This is a genomic window from Streptomyces sp. NPDC088923, assembly GCF_044749745.1.
Taxonomy (GTDB): Bacteria; Actinomycetota; Actinomycetes; order Streptomycetales; family Streptomycetaceae; genus Streptomyces.
Genome location: NZ_JBIVIO010000012.1, coordinates 118,349 through 139,367 on the forward strand (window position 1 = coordinate 118,349; position 21,019 = coordinate 139,367).

Here is a 21,019-nt window from a genome sequence, read left to right on the forward strand (position 1 = left end):
CCTAACGTCGGAGCGTGAACAACGGCATCCTCTCGGCGGCTCTCGCCGGGTTCGGGACGGGCATGTCCCTCATCGTCGCCATCGGCGCGCAGAACGCGTTCGTCCTCCGGCAGGGGGCGCGCCGGCAGGCGGTGCTCGCGGTCGTCGGCATCTGCGCCGCGTCCGACGCGGTCCTCATCGCGCTCGGCGTGGCCGGACTCGGCGCCGTGGTGACCGCGTGGCCCGTGGCGCTGACCGCGATCGGCCTCGCGGGCGGCGGCTTCCTGCTCTGCTACGGGGTTCTCGCGGGCCGCCGCGCGCTGCGGCCCGCCGGAGCGCAGGCCCTGACGGCGCGGGGCGCGGCGGTCGGCTCGGCGCGCACCGCCGTCCTCACCTGCCTCGCCCTGACCTGGCTCAACCCGCACGTCTATCTGGACACCGTGCTGCTGCTCGGCTCGGTCGCCTCGGACCGGGGCTCGCTGCGGTGGGTCTTCGCTCTCGGCGCGATGCTGGCCAGCCTGGTGTGGTTCGCCGGTCTCGGCTACGGGGCCAGGCTCCTCAGCACCTTCCTGGCCCGCCCCGGCGCGTGGCGGCTCCTCGACGGGCTGGTCGCGGCCACGATGCTCGTGCTGGGCGGCTCGCTGCTGCTCCGTACGCTCTGACACGTACGCAGCGCAGAACGCGCGTAAGCCGCGCATACGTCGCGTAAGTCGCGCATACGTCGCGTAAGTCGCGCGTACGTCGCGCACGTCGCGCGAGTCAGCGGCCCGGGCGTGGCCCTTCGTCGTCGGGGCCTTTCCCCTCGTCGTGCCGCCCGCCGTCCTCCGGCGGCGCGTCGTCCCGGGGCGCCGGGGAGGCGCCTCCTGACGTCCGTGGGGACGTGTCGTCCGGCGTCTGCGGGGACGTGTCGTCCGGCGTCCGCGGTTGCCCCGCGTCGGCCGATGGTGGGGTGCCCGGCTCGTTCGGGCCCCGCAAGGCACGGCGGACGCGGGCGAGCGCCGGGGAGCCGCCGGGGCGTGTGCGGGGGCCCATGACGCGGGGGTCGTCGGTCACGTCGTACCGCTTCACGTACGCCGCGAGGAACGCCTGCAAGGTCGCGACGGCCGGGATCGAGACGAGCGCGCCGACCGCGCCGAGCAGCGCGGTGCCCGCGATCACGGAACCGAAGGCGACGGCGGGGTGGATGTCGACCGTGCGCGCGGTGAGCTTCGGCTGAAGCAGGTAGTTCTCGAACTGTTGGTACACCACGACGAAGACCAGAACCCACACCGCGTACCAGGGGTCCACGGTGAAGGCGATCAGCATGGGCAGGGCGCCGGCCAGATACGTGCCGATGGTCGGGATGAACTGTGAGACGAGCCCGACCCACACGCCGAGCGCGGGCGCGTACGGGATGCCGAGCGCCTGGAAGAGGATGTAGTGCGCGATGCCCGAGATGAGCGCCATCAGACCGCGCGAGTAGAGGTAGCCGCCGGTCTTGTCGACCGCGATCTCCCAGGCCCGCAGCACCTCCGCCTGCTTCGCCGGTGGCAGCACCGAGCACAGCGCGCGGCGCAGCCGTGGGCCGTCGGCCGCGAAGTAGAACGCGAAGAGCAGCAGCGTCAGGAGCTGGAAGAGGCCGCCGAGCACCTGCGCGGAGACGTCGAGCACGCCGGAGGCGCTGTTGCGCACGTAGCGCTGGAGCCAGTCCGAGTGCAGCACGCTGTCCTGGACCTCGAGGCGGGACAGCTCGGTGTGGAATGTCCCGTTGACCCACTTGATGAGCGAGTCGAGGTACTTGGGGAAGTCCTCGACCATGTTCTGGATCTGTCCCGCGAGCATCGAACCGAGCAGCGTCACGAAGCCCGCGGCGAAGATCAGGACGCCCAGGAAGACGAGACCCGTCGCGGCACCGCGGCGCATCCCGCGCGCCGACATCCAGCTCACCGCCGGCTCGATCGCGAGGGCGAGGAAGAAAGCGATCAGGACGTTGATCAGCAGCCCTGTGAGCCGGTGGAAGGCCCAGGTGCCGAGCTGGAAGCAGGCGATCAGGAGCAGCGCGGAGACCATGGCGCGCGGCAGCCAGCGGGGCATGCGTCCGCCCTGCCCACCGGCGTCGGAGCCGGAGGCAGGCGGCCCTGGCACGTCCGCGCCCGGCGGAGCTGTGCGTCCGGTGGTCTCGTCTGTCGCTGCCACGTCAGTCAGTCTCGCCTACACCTCGGACATTCGGACAATCGCTCGGCCCACCGACGCTTCCCGGACATGATCATGGCCGGATCGCCGCGGCCTCCCGCCCCATGGCGGTTCGGGGACGACGGCCGCCTGCGTAGGTACGGGCGGTACGGGAGCGGGAACCTCGCCCGTTCGGGGCGTACGGGAGCGGGGCGGCTCGTTCAGCGTTCGCTCTCCGGCTCGTTCAGCGTTCGCTCTCCGGCACGTCGGCCGCCTCGCACACCGCGCGCCACACGTCCTTCGCCTCCCAGCCGTCGGCGAGTGCCTGCTCCACGGTGCGCCCGCCGAGCTGGGACATGACGTGATCGTGCGCGAAGGACTCCACGTACCCCGCGCCGAAGTGCTCCGTCATCTTGCGCCAGAAGACCGTCAACCGCATGGGGCCAGTATCCGCGATCGCCGTGGCGCGCGGCGCGCCGGGCCGCTCAGCCCGCGAGCGCCCGTACCCCCGCCGTCACGAGCACGGCGGCGCCGACGACCACGAGGAACGGCGCGCGCAGCAGCAGCGCGAGCGCGGCGGCGCCGACGCCCGCGGCGCGCGCGTCGACGACGAGCGAGGTGCCGTGCGCGAAGGTCTGCTGCGCGGTGAGCGCCGCGAGCAGCGCGACGGGCAGCAAGGCGGCGAGCCGCCGCACGAGCGGCCGCTCCAGGACGCCTCCCGGCACCAGGAGCCCGGCGAGCTTGACCGCGTAGCAGCCGACCGCCGTGAGCACCACGGCGAGCCAGATGTTCATCGTTCGTCCTCCTGCGGGCCCCCTTGGGGGGGTCGTCGTCGGGGGTACGGGAGGGAGCGGCGCCGTCCGTGGGCGACGGCGCGACGTCGGGAGGACGCGAGGAGGCCGCGGCGTCCGTGCGGGCGGACGCGGCGTCCGCGCGGCGTGGCACCGTCGTGCCGCGCGCCGTCCGCCTGCCGTGCGCCCACAGCACGGCGGGCGCCGCGAGTGCCGAGACGAGCACCGGGACGCCGGCGGGCAGGACCGGCAGGAGACCGAGTCCGAGCACGACGGCGAGCGCGGCCACGGCGCGTTCGGCGGTGCCCCGCACCATCGGCGCCAGGAGTGCGAGGAAGACGGCGGGGCCCGCGGCGTCGAGCCCCCACGCGTCGGTGTCGCCGATCGCCTCCGCGCCCACAGCGCCGAGGAGCGTCGTCAGGTTCCACAGGACGTAGAGGCACAGCCCCGTGACGGTGAAGCCGATGCGGGCGCCGCGCCGGTCGGGCTGGGCGAGCGCGACAGCGGTCGTCTCGTCGATGACCCACTGCGCCGCGAGTGGTCGCAGCGCACGCGGTACCTGAAGCAGTTGCGACAGGCGCAGCCCGTAGAAGGCGTTGCGCACGCCGAGGAAGAAGGCCCCCGCCGCCGCGGCGTACGCGCCGCCGCCGCCCGCCAGTGCGCCGACCAGCGCGAACTGCGAGGCTCCGGTGAAGACGAGGAGGCTCAGCGCACAGGACTGCGCGATGCTCAGCCCCGCCCCGGCCGAGGTGACCCCGAAGGCGAAGCCGGAGAGACCCACCGCGATGCCCACGCCGAGCGCGTCGCGCACGACGGCGGCGTCGGGTTTGCGCGACGTGGGGTGCGCGCCGGACGCGCCGGAGGGCGCGGTGTCGCGCGCTACGCCGGGTGGGGTCGACGTCGCGGCGTCGCAGGCGGCCGACGGGGCGGCGTCGCGGGCGGCGGCCGACGCGGCGTCGGCCTCGGGCGACGATGCGACGGCGGGCCGGGCGGACGCGGCGGTTCCGTCCGGCGGGGGTCGGTTCTCGCTGTTCACGGGCTCAGGCTAGGAGGGCTCGCGCGCAGGGTCTTGTACGTTCTTGCGCCCCACAAGCGCGCCCGCCTCACGCGACGTCGCCCGCCGGGCACGCGACGTCGCCCCAGGTCACACGCGACGTGAGGCCCTCTCCCCACGCGACGTCGCGCCGCAGTCCCGACGCGACGTCACGCCGCGGTCCCCACGCGACGTGGGGCCTCACTCTCCGTGCGACGCCGCACCATCCGCGTGCCACGCCGCCCCCTTCCCCCGCGACGTCGCGCCCGGCAGTCGCTCGCTGCGGTACGCGCCGGGCGGGACGCCCACGATGCGGGTGAAGTGGCGGTTCAGGTGCGGCTGGTCGCTGAAGCCCACGGCGTGGGCGACGTCGGCGGGGGCGAGGCCCGCGTCGAGGAGGCGGCGCGCGGCGCGTACCCGGGCGTCGGTGAGCCACGTGTGCGGCGGCATCCCGTAGGCGGCGCGGAAGGCGCGCAGGAGGGCGTACGGGCCGGTGTCGAGCGTGGTGGCGAGTTCACCGAGCGAGGGCGGGTCGGCGAGGCGGCCCGCGAGGATGTCGCGCGCCTCGGCCGCGACGCGGGCGCCGGCGCCGCGCACCGTCCTGGCCCGCAGCGGCCCCCCGTTGCGGCGCAGCAGCCGGGTCACCGTGACGCGCAGCAGCGTGTCCGCGGTGAGCGCGTCGCCCTCCTCCGCCGCGCGCAGCACGCGGTGCACGAGGCGCGTCGCGTACGGGTCTGCCAGGACCGGCGCCGCGAAGCCCGGGGCGCCGCGCAGCGTCGTCGTCTCGCGCGCGATCTCCGCGACGAGACCGGGGGCCGGGTAGACGGCGCCGTACCGCCAGCCCTCGGGCCCCTGGGCGCGTCCCGTGTGCGGTGTGTCCGGGTTGACGAGAGCGAGGCTGCCGGCGCCCGCGTACTCCTCGGTGCCGTGGTGTCGGAAGACCTCGACACCCGAGGTCACGGCGGCGATCACGTAGTGCTCGTGGGTGTGCGGCGCGAAGGTCTTGCGGACGTAGCGGGCGCGCAGGAGGTCGACGCCGGGCAGTTCCGCGTACCGCCAGTGCCGCGCCCGCTCGGCCGCTCCCCGCTCCGTCACCTCGCTCGCCCTCATGGCGCCATTGTGCGAGGAACCGGACGGCGCGCGGCGAAGCGTTCCACGGTGCGGACGCGCCGCGGGACACCGGCACGCACCGCGACGTACCCCACGCACGCGACGCACGAGTCCCCCGTGCGACGTAGGCGGCGTACGCACTACCACCCCCACCATGCGCCGCACCCTCCGCACCCGCCCACCCCGCGCCGCACCCCCACCCCTCGTCCCCCGCCCCATCACGCCACGTACACCCCCCACCCCCGCTTCCCCAGCCGTTGTCAGTGCCACGGTGCACGATGGGGAGCATGGCCGCTTCCGCCCTGCAGGGGTTCTCCGCCGCCACCCGTGACTGGTTCACGGGTGCCTTCTCCGCGCCGACCGCCGCGCAGGAGGGCGCGTGGCGTGCCATCCAGAAGGAGTCGGACGTCCTCGTCGTGGCCCCGACCGGTTCGGGGAAGACCCTCGCCGCCTTCCTCGCCGCGCTCGACGGCCTCGCCTCCACCCCTCCCCCCGCCGAGGCCCGCAAGCGCTGCCGTGTGCTCTACGTGTCGCCGCTCAAGGCCCTCGCCGTGGACGTGGAGCGCAATCTGCGCAGCCCCCTCACCGGCATCCGGCAGGAGGCCGTGCGCCTCGGGCTGCCCGAGCCGGAGATCCGGGTGGGCATCCGGTCGGGCGACACCCCGGCGGCGGAGCGCCGCTCGCTCACCACCCGCCCTCCCGACATCCTCATCACGACGCCCGAGTCCCTCTTCCTCATGCTCACCTCGCAGGCGCGCGAGGCGCTGACGGGCGTCGAGACGGTGATCCTCGACGAGGTGCACGCCGTCGCGGGCACCAAGCGCGGCGCGCACCTGGCGCTGTCGCTGGAGCGGCTCGACGAACTGCTGCCACGCCCCGCGCGCCGTATCGGGCTCTCCGCGACGGTGCGCCCCGTCGACGAGGTGGCGCGCTTCCTGTCGCCGCAGCGCGAGGCGCAGGTCGTGCAGCCGGCCTCGGGGAAGGAGTTCGACCTCTCCGTCGTCGTCCCCGTGCCCGATCTCGGCGAGATGGGCGGCTCGCCCGTCGGCGAGGACGACAAGGGCGAGTCGCCCTCCGTGTGGCCGCAGGTCGAGGAACGCATCACGGACCTCGTGCAGGCGCACCGGTCCACGATCGTCTTCGTCAACTCGCGCCGTCTCGCCGAACGCCTGTGCAACCGCCTCAACGAGATCGCCTACGAGCGCGCCACGGGCGAACCCCTGCCCGAGGACCACGGCCCGGCGCAGCTCATGGGCGGCTCGGGTCCCGCGAAGGGCGCGCCACCGGTGCTCGCGCGGGCGCACCACGGCTCGGTCTCCAAGGAGCAGCGCGCGCAGGTCGAGGAGGACCTGAAGGCGGGCCGGCTCCCGGCCGTCGTCGCGACGTCGAGCCTGGAGCTGGGCATCGACATGGGCTCCGTGGACCTCGTCGTGCAGGTCGAGTCGCCGCCCTCGGTCGCCTCCGGGCTCCAGCGCGTCGGCCGCGCGGGGCACCAGGTGGGCGCGGTCTCGACGGGCGTCGTCTTCCCGAAGTACCGCGGCGACCTCGTGCAGTCCGCCGTGGTCACCGAGCGGATGCGCGGCGGGCTCATCGAGGCGCTGCGGGTGCCGTCCAACCCGCTCGACGTCCTCGCGCAACAGCTCGTCGCGATGACGTCGATGGACACGTGGCAGTACGACGACCTGCTCGCGCTCGTCCGCCGCGCCGCGCCGTTCGCCGCGCTGCCCGAGTCCGCCTTCGAGTCGGTGCTCGACATGCTCGCGGGGCGCTATCCGTCGGACGCCTTCGCCGAGTTGCGGCCACGCGTCGTGTGGGACCGCGTCGCGGGCACCATCACGGGCCGTCCGGGCGCGCAGCGGCTCGCGGTCACCTCGGGCGGCACGATCCCCGACCGCGGCCTCTTCGGCGTCTTCCTCGCCGGCTCGGACCCGAAGAAGGGCGGCGGGCGGGTCGGCGAGCTGGACGAGGAGATGGTGTACGAGTCGCGCGTCGGCGACGTCTTCACGCTCGGCACCACGTCGTGGCGCATCGAGGACATCACGCGCGACCGCGTGCTCGTCTCGCCCGCGCCCGGCGTCCCGGGCAGGCTCCCGTTCTGGAAGGGCGACCAGCTCGGCAGGCCGCTGGAGCTGGGGCGCGCGCTCGGCGCCTTCGTACGGGAGCTGGGCGGGCTGTCGCAGGAGGACGCACGGCTGCGCCTCGTCGCGGCCGGGCTCGACGCCTGGGCCACGGACAACCTCCTCGCGTACCTGGACGAGCAGCGCCGCGCCTGCGGGCACGTCCCCGACGACCGCACCATCGTCGTCGAGCGCTTCCGCGACGAGCTGGGCGACTGGCGCGTCGTCGTGCACTCCCCCTTCGGCGCGCAGGTGCACGCGCCGTGGGCGCTCGCGATCGGCTCGCGCCTGCACGAGAAACTGGGCCTCGACGCGCAGGTCGTGCACGCCGACGACGGCATCGTGCTGCGCCTGCCCGACGCGGACCTCCTCGGCCTCGACCTGCTCGACCTCGACGCCGACGCCGCCCCGAAGAAGACCCCGGGCACCGAGTACGACAGCGAGCAGGCCCCGGTCGGCGCCTCCGACACCCTCTTCGACCAGGAGGAGATCGAACGGATCGTCACCGACGAGGTCGGCGGCTCCGCGCTCTTCGCCTCCCGCTTCCGCGAATGCGCCGCGCGCGCCCTCCTCCTGCCCCGCCGCGACCCCGGCCGCCGCACCCCACTGTGGCAGCAGCGGCAGCGCGCCTCGCAACTGCTCCAGGTCGCGAGCGAGTTCGGCTCGTTCCCGATCGTCCTCGAAGCGGTCCGCGAGTGCCTCCAGGACGTCTTCGACGTGCCGGGGCTGCGCGAGCTGATGGGCGACATCGCCGCGCGCCGCGTCCGCCTCGTCGAGGTGACGACGCCCGAGGCGTCCCCGTTCGCCCGCTCGCTGCTCTTCGGGTACGTCGCGCAGTTCCTGTACGAGGGCGATTCGCCCCTCGCCGAACGTCGCGCCGCCGCGCTCTCGCTCGACTCGCGCCTGCTCTCCGAGCTGCTCGGCCGCGCCGAACTGCGCGAACTGCTCGACCCGGAGGTCCTCGCCGAGCTGGAGCGCGAGGTCCAGTGGCTCACCGAGGACCGCGCCGTGAAGGACGCCGAGGGCGTCGCCGACCGGCTGCGCCTGCTCGGCCCGCTCACCGACGAGGAGCTGACGGCGCGCGGCGCGGAGCCCTCGTACGTACGGGAGCTGGCGCAGGCGCGCCGCGCCATCGAGGTGCGGATCGCGGGGCGCGCGCACTGGGCGGCGATCGAGGACGCGGGACGGCTGCGCGACGCGCTCGGCACCGCGCTGCCCGTGGGCGTGCCCGAGGCGTTCACGGAGCCGGTGAAGGACCCGCTCGGCGACATCCTCGCCCGCTACGCGCGCACGCACGGCCCGTTCACGACGGCGGACGCCGCGGCCCGCTTCGGTCTCGGCACCGCGGTGACCGAGGGCGCGCTCCAGCGACTCGCGGCCGGCGGACGCGTCGTGGCCGGGGAGTTCCACCCGGCGGGACGCGGCCAGGAGTGGTGCGACGCGACGGTGCTGCGGCGCCTGCGCCGGCGCTCGCTCGCGGCGCTGCGGCACGAACTGGAGCCGGTGGCGCCGAGCGCGTACGCGGACTTCCTGCCCCGCTGGCAGCACCTCGACGGCAACGGGCTGCGCGGCATCGACGGCCTCGTACGCGCCGTCGAACAGTTGCAGGGCGCGACGGTGCCCGCCTCCGCCCTCGAACGCCTCGTCCTGCCCTCGCGCCTGTCCGCCTACAGTCCGGCGCTGCTCGACGAGCTGACCTCGGCGGGCGAGTTGCTGTGGGCCGGAGCCGGTGCCCTGCCGGGCAAGGACGGCTGGATCGGCCTCTACCCGGCCGATTCCGCGCCGCTCCTGCTCCCCGAACCGCTCCCCCTCGAACTGAGCCCGCTGCACCAGTCGCTGTTGGACGCGCTCTCCGGCGGGTACGGGCTCTTCTTCCGCCAGATCGCCGGGCAGGTCCGCGCCACGACGCACCCCGACGCGACCGACCCGCAACTCGCCGACGCGCTGTGGGACCTCGTGTGGTCGGGGCGCCTCACGAACGACACGCTCGCGCCGTTGCGCTCGCTGCTCGGCTCCGGGCGCACGGCGGGCTCGACGGCGCACCGCGCGCGCCGCACCGTCCCGCGCGGCAGGTACGGGTCCCTCACCGCCGCCGCGCGCACCGCCTCGCGCTCGGGGCCGCCCACCGTCGCGGGCCGCTGGTCGCTGCTGCCGCCGCGCGAGGGCGATGCCACGGTGCGCGCGCACGCCCTCGCCCGTACGCTCCTCGACCGCTACGGAGTCGTCACGCGCGGCACCGTCGCCGCCGAGGGCGTCGAGGGCGGCTTCTCGAAGGTGTACCGGGTGCTCGCCGCCTTCGAGGAGAACGGGCAGGCGCGGCGCGGGTACGTGGTCGAGGGGCTCGGCGCGGCGCAGTTCGCCGTCGAGGGCGCCGTGGACCGGCTACGCGCCGTCGCGACGGCGGCCGAGCGCGGCGAGGAGCGGGCGGGCCGCGCCGTGGTCCTCGCCGCCGCCGACCCCGCGAACGCCTACGGTGCCGCGCTGCCCTGGCCCGAGCCACCCGAGAGCACCCCGCACAAACCGGGCCGCAAAGCCGGCTCGCTCGTCGTCCTCGTCAACGGCGCGCTCACCGTCTACGTCGAACGGGGTGGCAAGACACTCCTCGTGTGGCCCGCGACGCCCGACGAGGCCGTCGAACCGGACGATCCCCGCATCGCCGAGGCCCTCGGCGCCCTCGCGGAGGCGGCCGGTGCCGGAGCGCTCGGCACCCTGACCGTCGAACGGATCAACGGCGCGCCCGCACTCACCACGCCGCTCGGCCAGGTCCTCGAATCGGCGGGCTTCCACGCGACGCCGAGGGGGCTGCGACTGCGGGCACAGTAGAGCGCGTACACCGGCAGCGGCAGGAGGGAAGTCCCATGCCCGAGGGCGACACCGTCTTCCACACGGCGCGACGACTCCACGCCGCGCTCGCGGGGCAGCGGCTCACGACGGCCGACCTGCGCGTGCCGCGCTTCGCGACGGCGGACCTCACCGGACGCGAGGTGCACGACGTGACGCCGCGCGGCAAGCACCTCCTCACGCGTCTCTCGGGCGGCCTCACGCTCCACACCCACCTGCGCATGGACGGCGCGTGGCGCGTGTACGAGGCGGGCGAGCGCTGGCGCGGCGGGCCGGGCCACCAGATCCGCGCGATCCTCGGCACCGAGAGCCGTACGGCCGTCGGCTACCGCCTCCCCGTCGTGGAACTGCTCCGTACGGCCGACGAGGACCGCGCGGTGGGCCACCTCGGACCCGACCTCCTCGGCCCGGACTGGGACGCGGACCTCGCGCTCGCCCGGCTCCGTGCCGCCCCGGAACGCTCCCTCGGTGAGGCCCTGCTCGACCAGCGCAATCTCGCGGGCATCGGCAACGTCTACAAGAGCGAGCTGTGCTTCCTGCTGCGCGTCACCCCTTGGACCCCGGTCGGTGACGTCCCCGCCCTCGAGCGCGCCCCCGCCCTCGCCACGCGCCTCCTGCACGCCAACCGCGACACCTTCCGCCGCGTCACGACGGGCCGCCGCGACACCCCCCTCTACGTCTACGGCCGCGCCCACCGCCCCTGCCTGCGCTGCGGGGCCACCCTCCGCGAGGCCGAACAGGGCGACGGCACGAGGGCCCGCCCCACCTACTGGTGCCCCGGCTGCCAGGAGGGCCCGGCACCGTACTGAGCGAAAGGGCGGACGGGAGCGGAAGCCGGCACGGAGGTCAGCGCACGGTGCGGAACGCCGCACAGGTCGCCCCACCGCGCACAGCCCGCCCCGCCGCACAGCCCGCCTCGCCCCCGGTGCCACCCCCCACGAAAAACCGGAGCCTCACGCCGCCCTGTGCGACGCGAAGGCTCCGGCTCCGCCACACGGGCATCGGCCCGCGCGGGAAAACGTCACTCGTTGTTCGACGCCTGGAACATCCAGTGGTGCTTCTCCAAATCCGCCGTGATCGCGATGAGGAGATCCTGCGTGACCGGGTCGGGTTCGGCCGTCGCCGCCACCCGCTCGCGCAGCCGCGTGATGGCGGCACCGAGGGCGTCGGTCATGGCCGCGACCGCGTCGTTGTCCTTGATCCAGCCGTCACCGATCTTGCCGAGACCGCTCGTGGCGGCGACGGTGCTGACGCGGCCGTCCGGCGAGACGCCGAGGGTCGAGGCGCGCTCGGCGACCTCGTCCATGTGCGTACGGGCCGAGTCCACGACGTCGTCGAGCTGGAGGTGCACCGAGCGGAAGCGCGGGCCGATCACGTTCCAGTGGATCTGCTTGGCGACCAGGGAAAGATCCACGAGGTCGACCAGCGCACCCTGGAGCGCGTCGGAAACGATCTTGAGATCGGCTTCGGCAAGGGGGCTCTTCACTACGTACATCCGAATTCCTCCATCTCACTCACGACTCAGGTGCCCCCGTTCCGCTCTCTCAACCATGACATAACGCAGTGAAGCAGGTCACACCGAGAAAGCCGGTCCGTCGCGGAAAACGACCGGATACGCGTTCCCGACAGGGCCCGGGTACGCGAAAAGGCGGAGCCCCCACCGAGTACCCGGTGGGGGCTCCGCCATACGTGGGGCGCGTGCGTCGTGCGACCGCTCAGGCCGCGACCACGTCCACTGCCTCGGTCGGCGCCTTGATGGTGACCCGCTCGGGCGGGACGCCCGTGACGGACACCGAATTCAGTACCGGACGGCGTACCGGCGGCACCGGGTCGGCGGCTGCCGACTCGGCCAGCTCAGCGAGGGCGAGTTCGTCGCTGACCTCGTGCATCAGCTCGGACATCCGTACATCAAGCGCGTCGCAGATGGCGGCGAGCAGTTCGGAGGACGCCTCCTTCTGCCCCCGCTCCACCTCGGAGAGATAGCCGAGTGAGACCCGGGCGGACGAGGAGACTTCGCGCAGAGTACGGCCCTGGCGCTGGCGCTGCCGACGCAGCACGTCACCCAGCAGGCGACGGAGCAGAATCATCGGTGGCTCCCTCCTCGGACCGTGTAACCGCATCCTTCTCGCCCCACCGTACCGCCTGGGACCGTGGCCGTGCGGGGAGCGAAGACGTGTTCACTCAGGGCTGTAAACATCAAGTCCCCCCGTTTTCTTCCGTATCCTGTGCGCGCGCATTTCTGATCAGTTCTTCGCGGAGCAGGCCGAGCACGATCCGCACGCTATCCCTACGGATTTCCGTACGGTCACCGTTCAACCGCAGTGCCAGAATTTTCTCGCCTCGTGCACCGGTCAAACCTGTTACCGACCGCTTCTCGGTGTCTCCGGCACCATTCGTGTGCCCGGTGCCGGCCTCCGCGCCGCTCGTGTCTTCGACGCTCGTCTCACCCTCGACGGTTCCGTGGTGCGCGAGCGGGTCGGCTGCGGGCGGGTCCGCGAAGCTGTCGCCGAGGGCGGAGCCGAGGCCGGAGGCGGGGCCAGGAGCGGGAGTAGGACCGGCCACCGCCACGTACACCGTTCCGACGGGCCGCCCGTCCTGCGGTTCGGGTCCGGCGACACCGGTCGTCGCGGCGCCCCAGTCGGCGCCGAGCGCGTCGCGCACCCCCGAGGCCATCTGCGCGGCGACCTCAGGATGCACCGCGCCCTCGCGTGCGAGGAGCGCGGTATCGACACCGAGCAGCCGGTGCTTCAGTTCGGTCTCGTACGCGGTGACGGAGCCGCGGAAGGCCGCGGACGCGCCGGGAGCCGCGGTGAGTTCGGCGGCGACGAGGCCGCCCGTGAGGGACTCGGCGACGGCGACGGTCCAGCCGGCCTCCCGGGCCAGCGCGACGATGTCGAGCGCCGCGTTCTCGGGCAGGTCGCCACCGGCGTCGCGGGCGCTCACGCCTGGCTCCGCCGCCCGCGCGGTGCGGCGCTCCCGCCCGCCGCGTCCCCCTGGTCCCGCCCGGCACCCGGCGCGGCACCGTCGTCGGCCGCCGTCGCGCCCCGTACCGCCTCCTCCGTTGCCGCCGTGGCACCCGACGCCGCCACGTCGCGCGAGGCCTCCCCCGCACCCGCGGCCGCCTCGTCGCGAGAAACCGCCTCGTCGCGCGAGTCGGCTCCCTCGCCCTGCCCCGCCACCTCACGCGGCGCGGTGCCCCGCACCGCCGCCTCCACCCGGTCCCCCGTGCCGAGGTCCCGCGTCCGCGCCTCGTCGAGTACGACGGCGCGGCGCGCGGCGATGCCCTCGCGGCGCAGCACGATCGCCTGGCGCACGTAGTCGAGCCCCGTCGCGACGGTGAGCGCGACCGCGACGGCCATGACCCAGAACCGCGCCGAGGCGAGCCACCCCGTCAGGGCGAGCACGTACATCCCGACCGCGACGCCCTGGGCGAGCGTCTTGAGCTTGCCGCCGCGGCTCGCGGGGATGACGCCGTACCTGATGACGACGAAGCGCAGCAGCGTGATGCCCAGCTCACGACCGAGTATCACGCCCGTGACCCACCAGGGCAGGTCGCCGAGGGCCGAGAGGCAGCACAGCGCGGCGCCCATGATCGCCTTGTCCGCGATCGGGTCCGCGATCTTCCCGAAGTCCGTGACGAGGTTGTACGTGCGCGCGAGGTGGCCGTCGAAGAGGTCCGTGATCATCGCGACGGTGAAGGCGGCCCACGCGACGGAGCGCCACGCCGGGTCGTGGCCCCCGGCGACGAGCATCAGGGCGATGAAGCCGGGAACGAGGACGAGCCGGATCATCGTGAGGATGTTCGCGATGTTCCAGATACGGGGGGTGCCCGCGGCGCCCGCGGCGGTGCTGCCGCCCGGGACGCCGGTGCCGCTCGTGGCGGTTGCGGGGGCTCCCGTCATCTGCCTGCCTCCTCAAGACACTCCGCCACGAGATCGACGCCCTCGGTGCCGATCACCTTGGCGACGACCATACGGCCGACGCGGGGCGAAGCACCGTCCGGGAGCGCCGCCCCGCCGGTGAGAATGATCTGCCCGTCCGTCTCGGGGGCCTGGTGCGGCCCGCGGCCCACGGCCGGCTCGTCCTCGGTGGCGGCCGATTCGACGAGCACCTCCATCGTCTCGCCGATCCGCTCCTCCGCACGCTGGGCGGTCAGCTCCTCGGCGAGCCGCGAGACCCGGGCGAGGCGCTCGGCGACGACCTCCTCGCCGAGCTTCGTCGCGTACGTCGCCGCTTCGGTGCCCTCCTCGTCGGAGTAGCCGAAGACGCCGATCGCGTCGAGTCGCGCCGAGGTCAGGAAACGTTCCAGCTCCGCGACGTCCTCCTCGGTCTCGCCGGGGAAGCCGACGATGAAGTTGGAGCGCACCCCGGCCTCGGGAGCCTTCGCGCGGATCTGGTCGAGCAGGCCGAGGAAGCTGTCGGTGCCGCCGAATCGCCGCATCGCGCGCAGGACGCCGGCCGCGGAGTGCTGGAAGGAGAGGTCGAAGTACGGGGCGATCTTCGGCGTCGAGGTGAGCACGTCGATCAGGCCCGGGCGCATCTCGGCGGGCTGGAGGTAGCTGACGCGCACCCGCTCGATGCCGTCCACGGCGGCGAGCTCGGGCAGCAGCGTCTCCAGGAGGCGGATGTCGCCGAGGTCCTTGCCGTACGAGGTGTTGTTCTCGGAGACGAGCATGACCTCGCGCACGCCCTGCTCGGCGAGCCACCGCGTCTCGGTCAGCACGTCGGAGGGACGGCGAGAGATGAAGGAGCCGCGGAAGGAGGGGATGGCGCAGAAGGAGCAGCGCCGGTCGCAGCCCGAGGCGAGCTTGACGGAGGCGACGGGGCTCGTGCCGAGGCGGCGGCGCAGCGGGGCGCGCGGGCCCGAGGCGGGCGCGAGGCCCTCGGGGAGGTCGGCGGGCGCGACGTCCTCGGGCACCGGGGCCTGCTGCGCGTGTCCGGGCAGCGCGACGCCCGGGGCGTCCTGGCGGGCCGCGGGGCTCAGCGGCAGGAGCTTGCGGCGGTCGCGCGGGGTGTGCGAGGCGTGGATGCCACCGCTCAGAATCGTCTGCAAGCGGTCGGAGATATCGGCGTAGTCGTCGAAACCGAGCACGCCGTCCGCCTCGGGCAGCGCCTCGGCGAGGTCCTTGCCGTACCGCTCGGCCATGCAGCCCACCGCGACGACGGCCTGCGTTCTGCCGTGGTCCTTGAGGTCGTTCGCCTCCAGGAGCGCGTCCACGGAGTCCTTCTTGGCGGCCTCGACGAAGCCACAGGTGTTGACGACGGCGACATCGGCGTGCGCGGCGTCCTCGACGAGGTCCCAGCCGTCCGCCTCCAGGCGGCCTGCCAGCTCCTCCGAGTCCACCTCGTTACGGGCGCAGCCAAGGGTGACGAGAGCGACGGTGCGGCGTTCGGGCATGGGCTCAAGACTACTTCGTCCCCGGACGGCGCCTTCCGCGCAGGTGGCGGTACGGGTTCGCGCACGTGTACGGGCCGAGACGGCGGGGCGCCGGGAGCCGCGGACGCGCCCCCGGCCCGTACCGCCGTCCCGTGCTCCCTCAGCCCTCCGAGGGGTCGCCCTTTGTGTACGAGAGCCGCTGGACCTGACCGGGCCGGAACTTGTCCGCGATCGGCTTGCCGTTCACCAGGACCCGCACCGCGCCCGCGTCACCGAGGACGAGATCGACCTGCTCGGCGTCCGTGAACGTCCTGTGCTGCCCCTGCTCCAGGACCCCGTCGAAGAGGCTGCGCCCCGTGTGGTCCTTGACCGAGACCCAGGAGCGCCGCTCGGGCACGCTCAGCTTGACCGTCACCTTGTCCGCGGGCACGGCGGCCACGGCACTCTCCGCGGGATCGGCGGGCGACGGGCTCTCGCTCGGCGACGCGCTCGGCGAGGGGCTCGCGCTGTGCCCCGCCGGGGCGCCCTCGGCGGCGTGGCGCTTCGTCCCCGCGGGCTCGTCACCGCCGCTCACGACGGTGAAGCCCACGAAGGCGACGACAGCGACGATCGCCGCGACCATGGCGGCGGTCCAGTTGGGGCGGCGGCGGTCGGGCCGGATGCGCTCGGCCTCGAAGAGCGGCGCGGCGGGCGTGGGCAGCGGCGCGCCGTCATGCTCCGCGTCGTAGCGCGCGAGCAGGGGCTCGGGGTCGAGACCCACGGCGCGCGCGAGGGCGCGCAGGTGTCCCCGGGCGTAGACGGTGCCGCCGCACTGCGAGAAGTCGTCGTTCTCGATGGCCTGGACGAGGGGGACGCGGATGCGTGTCGAGGCGCTCAGGTCCTCGACCCGGAGGCCGGCCTTCGCGCGGGCCCGCCGCAGCGTCTCGCCGAGGGACGGACCGTCGTCGGAAGGGCGTTCTTCTGCTGGGGAGTTGCCGATGGACACGAGAGCGCCTTTCGAGCGTGCAGCCACCTGCTGGAGGTTCAGTCTAGGGGGGCTGTAAAAGGCTCGGGCAAGTCGGCGGACGGGGTTTTACGCCATCGGAATGCCCGGAAATCCTGGGGCGCCCCCGGCCCCGGAACCTCCACACATCCCGCACTCCGCACGCGCGTCCCCGGCCCTCGCCCTCACCGCACCTGAACGGATGAAGGGGACTGGGCCACGAGGCGGCGCCGGACCACCGGATCGCTCACGCCCCAGTTGACGCGCGACCCGCCGAAAGGGTTGCGCGCCCTGTCAGCCCTGCGCGCCGCGTCCGCGCCCTGTCAGCCCTGCGCGCCGCGTCCGCGCCCTGTCAGCCCCGCGCGCCGCGCCCACCCTCCGCGCGCCGCGCCCACCCTCCGCGCCGCGTCACTCCCCCGCGCCGTTCCCCGCACCCCCGGAAGCGCCCGCCGCCCCGGCAGCACCCGAAGCACCGGCGCTCCCCGCTCCCCCGCCCCCGCGGATCTCGTCGATGACCCCGTCCAGTTCGTCCGGCTTGACGAGGACGTCGCGCGCCTTCGAGCCCTCGCTCGGCCCGACGATGTTGCGCGTCTCCATGAGGTCCATCAGCCGCCCCGCCTTCGCGAAGCCGACACGCAGCTTGCGCTGGAGCATGGACGTGGAGCCGAACTGGCTCGTCACCACAAGTTCGGTCGCCTGGAGCAGCAGATCGAGGTCGTCGCCGATCTCCTCGTCGATCTCCTTCTTCTGCTGCGAGCCGACCACGACGTCGTCGCGGAAGACCGGCGCCATCTGCTCCTTGCAGTGGCGCACGACGGCGGCGATCTCCGCCTCGGTGACGAAGGCGCCCTGTATGCGCGTCGCCTTGTTGTCGCCCATCGGCAGGAAGAGCCCGTCGCCCTTGCCGATGAGTTTCTCCGCGCCGGGCTGGTCGAGGATGACGCGGCTGTCGGCGAGCGAGGACGTCGCGAAAGCCAGCCGCGAGGGCACGTTGGCCTTGATGAGCCCGGTGACGACGTCGACGGAGGGCCGCTGCGTCGCGAGGACGAGGTGGATGCCGGCGGCGCGCGCGAGCTGGGTGATGCGCACGATCGCGTCCTCGACGTCGCGCGGCGCGACCATCATGAGGTCGGCCAGCTCGTCGACGATCACGAGCAGGTACGGGTACGGCTGGAGCTCGCGCTCGCTGCCCTCGGGTGTCTGGAGCTTGCCCTCGCGGATCGCCTTGTTGAAGTCGTCGATGTGCCGGTAGCCGAAGGCGGCGAGGTCGTCGTAGCGCAGGTCCATCTCGCGCACGACCCACTGGAGCGCCTCGGCGGCCTTCTTCGGGTTGGTGATGATCGGCGTGATGAGGTGCGGGATGCCTTCGTACGCGGTCAGCTCGACGCGCTTGGGGTCGACGAGCACGAGGCGAACGTCCTCCGGCGTCGCGCGCATCATGACCGAGGTGATGAGGCAGTTGATGCACGAGGACTTGCCGGAGCCCGTCGCGCCGGCGACGAGGACGTGCGGCATCTTCGCGAGGCTGTGCATGACGTAGCCGCCCTCGACGTCCTTGCCGAAGGCGACGAGCATCGGGTCGTCGTCCTCGGCGGCGTCCGCGAGGCGCAGCACGTCGCCCAGGTTGACCATCTCGCGGTCGGTGTTCGGGATCTCGATGCCGACGGCGGACTTGCCCGGGATGGGGCTGATGATGCGTACGTCGGGGCTCGCGACGGCGTACGCGATGTTCTTCGTGAGCGCCGTGATGCGCTCGACTTTGACCGCGGGGCCGAGCGCGACCTCGTACCGCGTCACCGTCGGGCCGCGCGTGAAGCCGGTGACGCGCGCGTCGACCTTGAACTCGCTGAAGACGTTGGTGAGCGAGGCGACGACCGCGTCGTTGGCTGCGCTGCGGGCCTTGCCCGGGCCGCCGCGCTCCAGGAGGTCGAGGCTCGGCAGCGCGTAGGTGACGTCCCCGGAGAGCTGAAGCTGCTCGGCGCGCGGCGGGAGGTCACGCGGCTCCTCGGGCGCCTTCTTCGTGAGGTCGGGTACGCCGCCGGACGCCGCCTCGCCCCCGGCGTCGCGTCCGCCGCGCGGTGTCGCGCCCGCGTCGCGCGCCCCGGCGCGGCGCGAGGCGCCGTCGCGCGCGCCGTCCCGCGACGCCTCGTCCTCGCGCGAGGGCGCCGCCTTCTCGCGCGGCGTCGGCACGGGCGTCGTCGACTCGCCCTCGCGCCGCCCCGTCCCCACCCCGTGCGTCAGGTCGGCCACCAGTGAGGACGGCGGCAGGCCGTGCAGCACCGCGCCGTCGAGCGCGGCGGCCGCGCGCGCCGCGACGTCCACCGGGTCGAGGTCGCGGTCCTCGAAGACACCGCTGCCGCTCGTGCGGCGTCGCTCCAGCGCCGCTTCCTCCGCGTCGACGTCGTACGGAGCGGCGCCGCGACGTCGCGACGTCGCCCGCCGGCGCCGCGCCTGCGCGAGTTCGTCCGCGTCGTCCTCCCGCGCACCGTGCGCCGCGAACTCCTCCTCCGCCTCCGGTTCCTCGCTGAAGACCCCGAGCCGCACCCCGAGCCGCCGCAGCCGCTGCGGGATCGCGTTCACGGGCGTCGCGGTCACGACGAGCAGCCCGAAGACGGTGAGCAGGAGCAGCAGCGGTACGGCGAGGACGTCGCTCATCGTGAAGATGAGCGGGCTCGCGGCGGCCCAGCCGATGAGCCCGCCCGCGTCCTGGAGCGCCTCGATCCCCGCGTCCCTGCTGGGCGCGCCGCAGGCGATGTGCACCTGCCCGAGGACGCCGACGACGAGCGCGGAGAGACCGATGACGATGCGTCCGTTCGCCTCGGGCTGCTCGGGGTGGCGGATGAGGCGCACCGCGATGACGCCGAGCAGTATCGGCACGAGCAGGTCGAGGCGGCCGAAGGCGCCGGTGACGAGGAGTTCGACGAGTTCGCCGACGGGGCCGTCGAGGCGGGACCAGGTGCCCGCCGCGACGACGAGGGCGAGGCCGAGGAGGAGCAGGGCGAGTCCGTCCTTGCGGTGTGCGGGATCGAGACCCTTGGCGCCGCGCCCCACGCCGCGCAGCATCGCCCCGATGCCGTGCGCGAGGCCCAGCCACACGGCTCTGACGAGCCGGTAGACGCCGTTGGTGGGGCTGGGGGCCGGTTTGGCGGGCGCCTTCCTGACCGCGGCCTTCTTCGCGGGAGCCTTCTTCGCCGGGCCCTTGGCGGCGCCCTTCTTCGCGGGGGCCGCGGCGGCGGACTTCGCGGCGGCCGGCTTCTTCGCTGGGCCCTTCGCCCCGCCCCCGCCCCCGGCACGCGGTCGCGCGGGACCCGCTGCGCTCGGAGAGGCCTTGCCGGAGGAACGAGAAGCCATGTGCTGAGGTTACCGGGCACGGCCACCGAGGACACCTGTCACTACGGCTTCACCCGTTCGTGTCGCTCTCTGGAGGAACGTCAGGTTGACGAGCCCTCATGCGGGGCGGCCCGGAAGGCGATGCGGGAGCCAGCGCGACCGGCGAGGGGCACACGCGGCACCGAGCCGGCCGACGCGCTCCGTGCGGCCGGGGGCGGCGCACGCCCCGCGCCCCACCGCTCCCCGTACTCCCTGTGTCAGCCCTGCGCCGGCAGGCTCGGCGTGCCGGAGCCGCCCGAACCGGGTTCCAGCGCGTCGAGGGCGCGGCGCAGACCGGTGAGCTTGCGTTCGAGGTGCGCGGCGGTGGCGACGGCAGCCGCGTCCGCGGCGTCGTCGAGCTGCTTGGAGAGCGCCTCGGCCTGTTCCTCGACCGCCGCGAGCCGCGAGGACAGCTCGGCGACGACCCCGCCGTTGGCCTTGCCGTTGCGGCGCGTCCCACCGCCCGTGCCCTCGGTGCCCGCCCCTTCGCTCTCGCCTTCGAGCTGGAGGCGCAGGAGCGCGGCCTGGTCCTTGAGCTTGCAGTTCTTCTTGTAGAGGTCGACGAAGACCGAGACCTTCGCGCGCAGCACCCACGGGTCGAAGGGCTTGGAGATGTAGTCGACCGCGCCCGCCGCGTAACCCCGGAAGGTGTGGTGGGGACCGTGGTTGATGGCCGTGAGGAAGATGATCGGGATGTCCCTGGTGCGCTCACGGCGCTTGATGTGCGCGGCGGTCTCGAAACCGTCCATGCCGGGCATCTGCACGTCAAGGAGGATGACCGCGAAGTCATCCGTCAGCAGCGCTTTGAGCGCTTCCTCTCCCGACGACGCCCGGACCAAAGTCTGATCGAGCGCGGAGAGAATGGCCTCCAGCGCGAGCAGATTCTCCGGCCGGTCATCGACCAGGAGAATCTTGGCCTTCTGGACCATGGCCCGCCCTCCTCGCCCCGGCAACCCGCGGGGCTCCGCCCCGGTGGACGGCTCTGTCGCGCCGTCCGTTCCTGTGCCGGTCATCGTAGCCGCACCCCACTTGTCGCCACACCCAGTCACCGCCAAGTCACGCGGTACGGGGTGACAACGGCCGGGCCCTGGGGAAAGTTCCCGGTATCCGCCCGGTCACACCTGCCACGAGCCCGCCCCGCGCGCCGTCCCGGGCTCCGCCTTCACCGAGGCCAGGGCTGCGGCGGCACACGCCACGGCCCCGACCCCCGCGTCCCGCCGCCCCCGGCGCACGACCGGGGGCACGGCGGGGCGCACGGCAGCACACTCA

The 21,019-nt window shown here is 73.8% G+C and carries 16 protein-coding genes and 1 pseudogene; 4 read left to right on the top strand and 13 right to left on the bottom strand.

The features are described from left to right. Positions 1-14 precede the first annotated feature (14 nt). Entirely contained in the window at positions 15-641 is a 627-nt protein-coding gene (locus ACIP4O_RS29745) for a LysE/ArgO family amino acid transporter (protein WP_401579192.1), read from the top strand. Positions 642-738: 97 nt separating this feature from the next. Here ACIP4O_RS29745 and ACIP4O_RS29750 read toward each other — a convergent pair whose 3' ends face one another. The 4 genes and pseudogenes from ACIP4O_RS29750 to ACIP4O_RS29765 all read right to left on the bottom strand — a co-directional run. Then, positions 739-2,052, bottom strand: a complete 1,314-nt coding sequence (locus tag ACIP4O_RS29750; protein ID WP_401579230.1) for an AI-2E family transporter — start codon at positions 2,050-2,052, stop codon at positions 739-741. Between the two features lie 322 nt (positions 2,053-2,374). Further along, positions 2,375-2,569 carry a DUF3046 domain-containing protein gene (locus tag ACIP4O_RS29755; RefSeq protein ID WP_010274063.1) on the bottom strand — a complete coding sequence of 65 codons (195 nt, stop codon included), beginning with the start codon at positions 2,567-2,569 and terminating at the stop codon, positions 2,375-2,377. A gap of 46 nt (positions 2,570-2,615) precedes the next feature. Beyond that, positions 2,616-2,924: an AzlD domain-containing protein gene (locus ACIP4O_RS29760; protein ID WP_401579194.1), complete on the bottom strand. Its 309-nt coding sequence runs from the start codon at positions 2,922-2,924 to the stop codon at positions 2,616-2,618. 154 nt (positions 2,925-3,078) lie between these two features. Continuing rightward, positions 3,079-3,732: pseudogene (locus tag ACIP4O_RS29765) on the bottom strand (AzlC family ABC transporter permease); the annotation flags it as partial. Here ACIP4O_RS29765 and ACIP4O_RS29770 point away from each other — a divergent pair. After that, positions 3,647-3,970: a hypothetical protein gene (locus ACIP4O_RS29770; protein ID WP_401579196.1), complete on the top strand. Its 324-nt coding sequence runs from the start codon at positions 3,647-3,649 to the stop codon at positions 3,968-3,970. The pseudogene ACIP4O_RS29765 and the gene ACIP4O_RS29770 sit on opposite strands and share 86 nt — an antisense overlap. A gap of 185 nt (positions 3,971-4,155) precedes the next feature. On the opposite strand, the gene ACIP4O_RS29775 is transcribed toward ACIP4O_RS29770, so the two are convergent. Beyond that, positions 4,156-5,064, bottom strand: a complete 909-nt coding sequence (locus tag ACIP4O_RS29775; protein ID WP_401579198.1) for an AraC family transcriptional regulator — start codon at positions 5,062-5,064, stop codon at positions 4,156-4,158. Positions 5,065-5,351: 287 nt separating this feature from the next. Between ACIP4O_RS29775 and ACIP4O_RS29780 the strand changes: the two genes are divergently transcribed. Both ACIP4O_RS29780 and ACIP4O_RS29785 read left to right on the top strand, forming a co-directional pair. Beyond that, positions 5,352-10,004: an ATP-dependent helicase gene (locus ACIP4O_RS29780; RefSeq protein WP_401579200.1), complete on the top strand. Its 4,653-nt coding sequence runs from the start codon at positions 5,352-5,354 to the stop codon at positions 10,002-10,004. A 35-nt stretch (positions 10,005-10,039) separates the two neighbouring features. Then, a complete protein-coding gene (locus tag ACIP4O_RS29785) occupies positions 10,040-10,831 on the top strand; it encodes an Fpg/Nei family DNA glycosylase (protein WP_401579202.1) in 792 nt (263 codons plus the stop codon). A gap of 212 nt (positions 10,832-11,043) precedes the next feature. Here the strand turns inward: ACIP4O_RS29785 and ACIP4O_RS29790 are convergent, their stop codons facing one another. The 8 genes from ACIP4O_RS29790 to ACIP4O_RS29825 form a co-directional block, all read right to left on the bottom strand. Next, entirely contained in the window at positions 11,044-11,517 is a 474-nt protein-coding gene (locus tag ACIP4O_RS29790) for a Dps family protein (protein WP_401579204.1), read from the bottom strand. 220 nt (positions 11,518-11,737) lie between these two features. Beyond that, positions 11,738-12,109, bottom strand: coding sequence for a helix-turn-helix domain-containing protein (locus ACIP4O_RS29795; RefSeq protein ID WP_007821437.1), 372 nt, complete (start codon positions 12,107-12,109; stop codon positions 11,738-11,740). Between the two features lie 109 nt (positions 12,110-12,218). Further along, positions 12,219-12,938 (bottom strand): CinA family protein, encoded by a 720-nt coding sequence (locus tag ACIP4O_RS29800; RefSeq protein ID WP_401579232.1) that lies wholly within the window; start codon positions 12,936-12,938, stop codon positions 12,219-12,221. Between the two features lie 23 nt (positions 12,939-12,961). Continuing rightward, a complete protein-coding gene (gene pgsA / locus ACIP4O_RS29805; RefSeq protein ID WP_401579206.1) occupies positions 12,962-13,924 on the bottom strand; it encodes a CDP-diacylglycerol--glycerol-3-phosphate 3-phosphatidyltransferase in 963 nt (320 codons plus the stop codon). Continuing rightward, complete coding sequence (gene rimO / locus ACIP4O_RS29810; RefSeq protein WP_401579208.1) at positions 13,921-15,420, bottom strand: 30S ribosomal protein S12 methylthiotransferase RimO; 1,500 nt, start codon at positions 15,418-15,420, stop codon at positions 13,921-13,923. Before rimO ends, pgsA begins: the two co-directional genes overlap by 4 nt. 139 nt (positions 15,421-15,559) lie before the next feature. Continuing rightward, a complete protein-coding gene (locus tag ACIP4O_RS29815; RefSeq protein WP_401579209.1) occupies positions 15,560-16,384 on the bottom strand; it encodes a helix-turn-helix domain-containing protein in 825 nt (274 codons plus the stop codon). Between the two features lie 405 nt (positions 16,385-16,789). After that, a complete protein-coding gene (locus ACIP4O_RS29820) occupies positions 16,790-19,732 on the bottom strand; it encodes a DNA translocase FtsK (RefSeq protein WP_401579211.1) in 2,943 nt (980 codons plus the stop codon). A 236-nt stretch (positions 19,733-19,968) separates the two neighbouring features. Continuing rightward, on the bottom strand, positions 19,969-20,679 hold the full coding sequence (locus ACIP4O_RS29825; protein ID WP_361330740.1) for a response regulator: 711 nt from the start codon (positions 20,677-20,679) through the stop codon (positions 19,969-19,971). Positions 20,680-21,019 lie beyond the last annotated feature (340 nt).

Bases quoted from the DNA above. Each gene is read 5' to 3' on its own strand.
- ACIP4O_RS29760 (WP_401579194.1), bottom strand. From the start codon at position 2,924: ATGAACATCTGGCTCGCCGTGGTGCTCACGGCGGTCGGCTGCTACGCG.
- ACIP4O_RS29785 (WP_401579202.1), top strand. From the start codon at position 10,040: ATGCCCGAGGGCGACACCGTCTTCCACACGGCGCGACGACTCCACGCC.
- ACIP4O_RS29825 (WP_361330740.1), bottom strand. From the start codon at position 20,679: ATGGTCCAGAAGGCCAAGATTCTCCTGGTCGATGACCGGCCGGAGAAT.
- pgsA (WP_401579206.1), bottom strand. From the start codon at position 13,924: ATGACGGGAGCCCCCGCAACCGCCACGAGCGGCACCGGCGTCCCGGGC.
- ACIP4O_RS29775 (WP_401579198.1), bottom strand. From the start codon at position 5,064: ATGAGGGCGAGCGAGGTGACGGAGCGGGGAGCGGCCGAGCGGGCGCGG.
- ACIP4O_RS29780 (WP_401579200.1), top strand. From the start codon at position 5,352: ATGGCCGCTTCCGCCCTGCAGGGGTTCTCCGCCGCCACCCGTGACTGG.
- ACIP4O_RS29820 (WP_401579211.1), bottom strand. From the start codon at position 19,732: ATGGCTTCTCGTTCCTCCGGCAAGGCCTCTCCGAGCGCAGCGGGTCCC.
- rimO (WP_401579208.1), bottom strand. From the start codon at position 15,420: ATGCCCGAACGCCGCACCGTCGCTCTCGTCACCCTTGGCTGCGCCCGT.
- ACIP4O_RS29770 (WP_401579196.1), top strand. From the start codon at position 3,647: ATGCTCAGCCCCGCCCCGGCCGAGGTGACCCCGAAGGCGAAGCCGGAG.
- ACIP4O_RS29795 (WP_007821437.1), bottom strand. From the start codon at position 12,109: ATGATTCTGCTCCGTCGCCTGCTGGGTGACGTGCTGCGTCGGCAGCGC.
- ACIP4O_RS29750 (WP_401579230.1), bottom strand. From the start codon at position 2,052: ATGCCCCGCTGGCTGCCGCGCGCCATGGTCTCCGCGCTGCTCCTGATC.
- ACIP4O_RS29790 (WP_401579204.1), bottom strand. From the start codon at position 11,517: ATGTACGTAGTGAAGAGCCCCCTTGCCGAAGCCGATCTCAAGATCGTT.
- ACIP4O_RS29755 (WP_010274063.1), bottom strand. From the start codon at position 2,569: ATGCGGTTGACGGTCTTCTGGCGCAAGATGACGGAGCACTTCGGCGCG.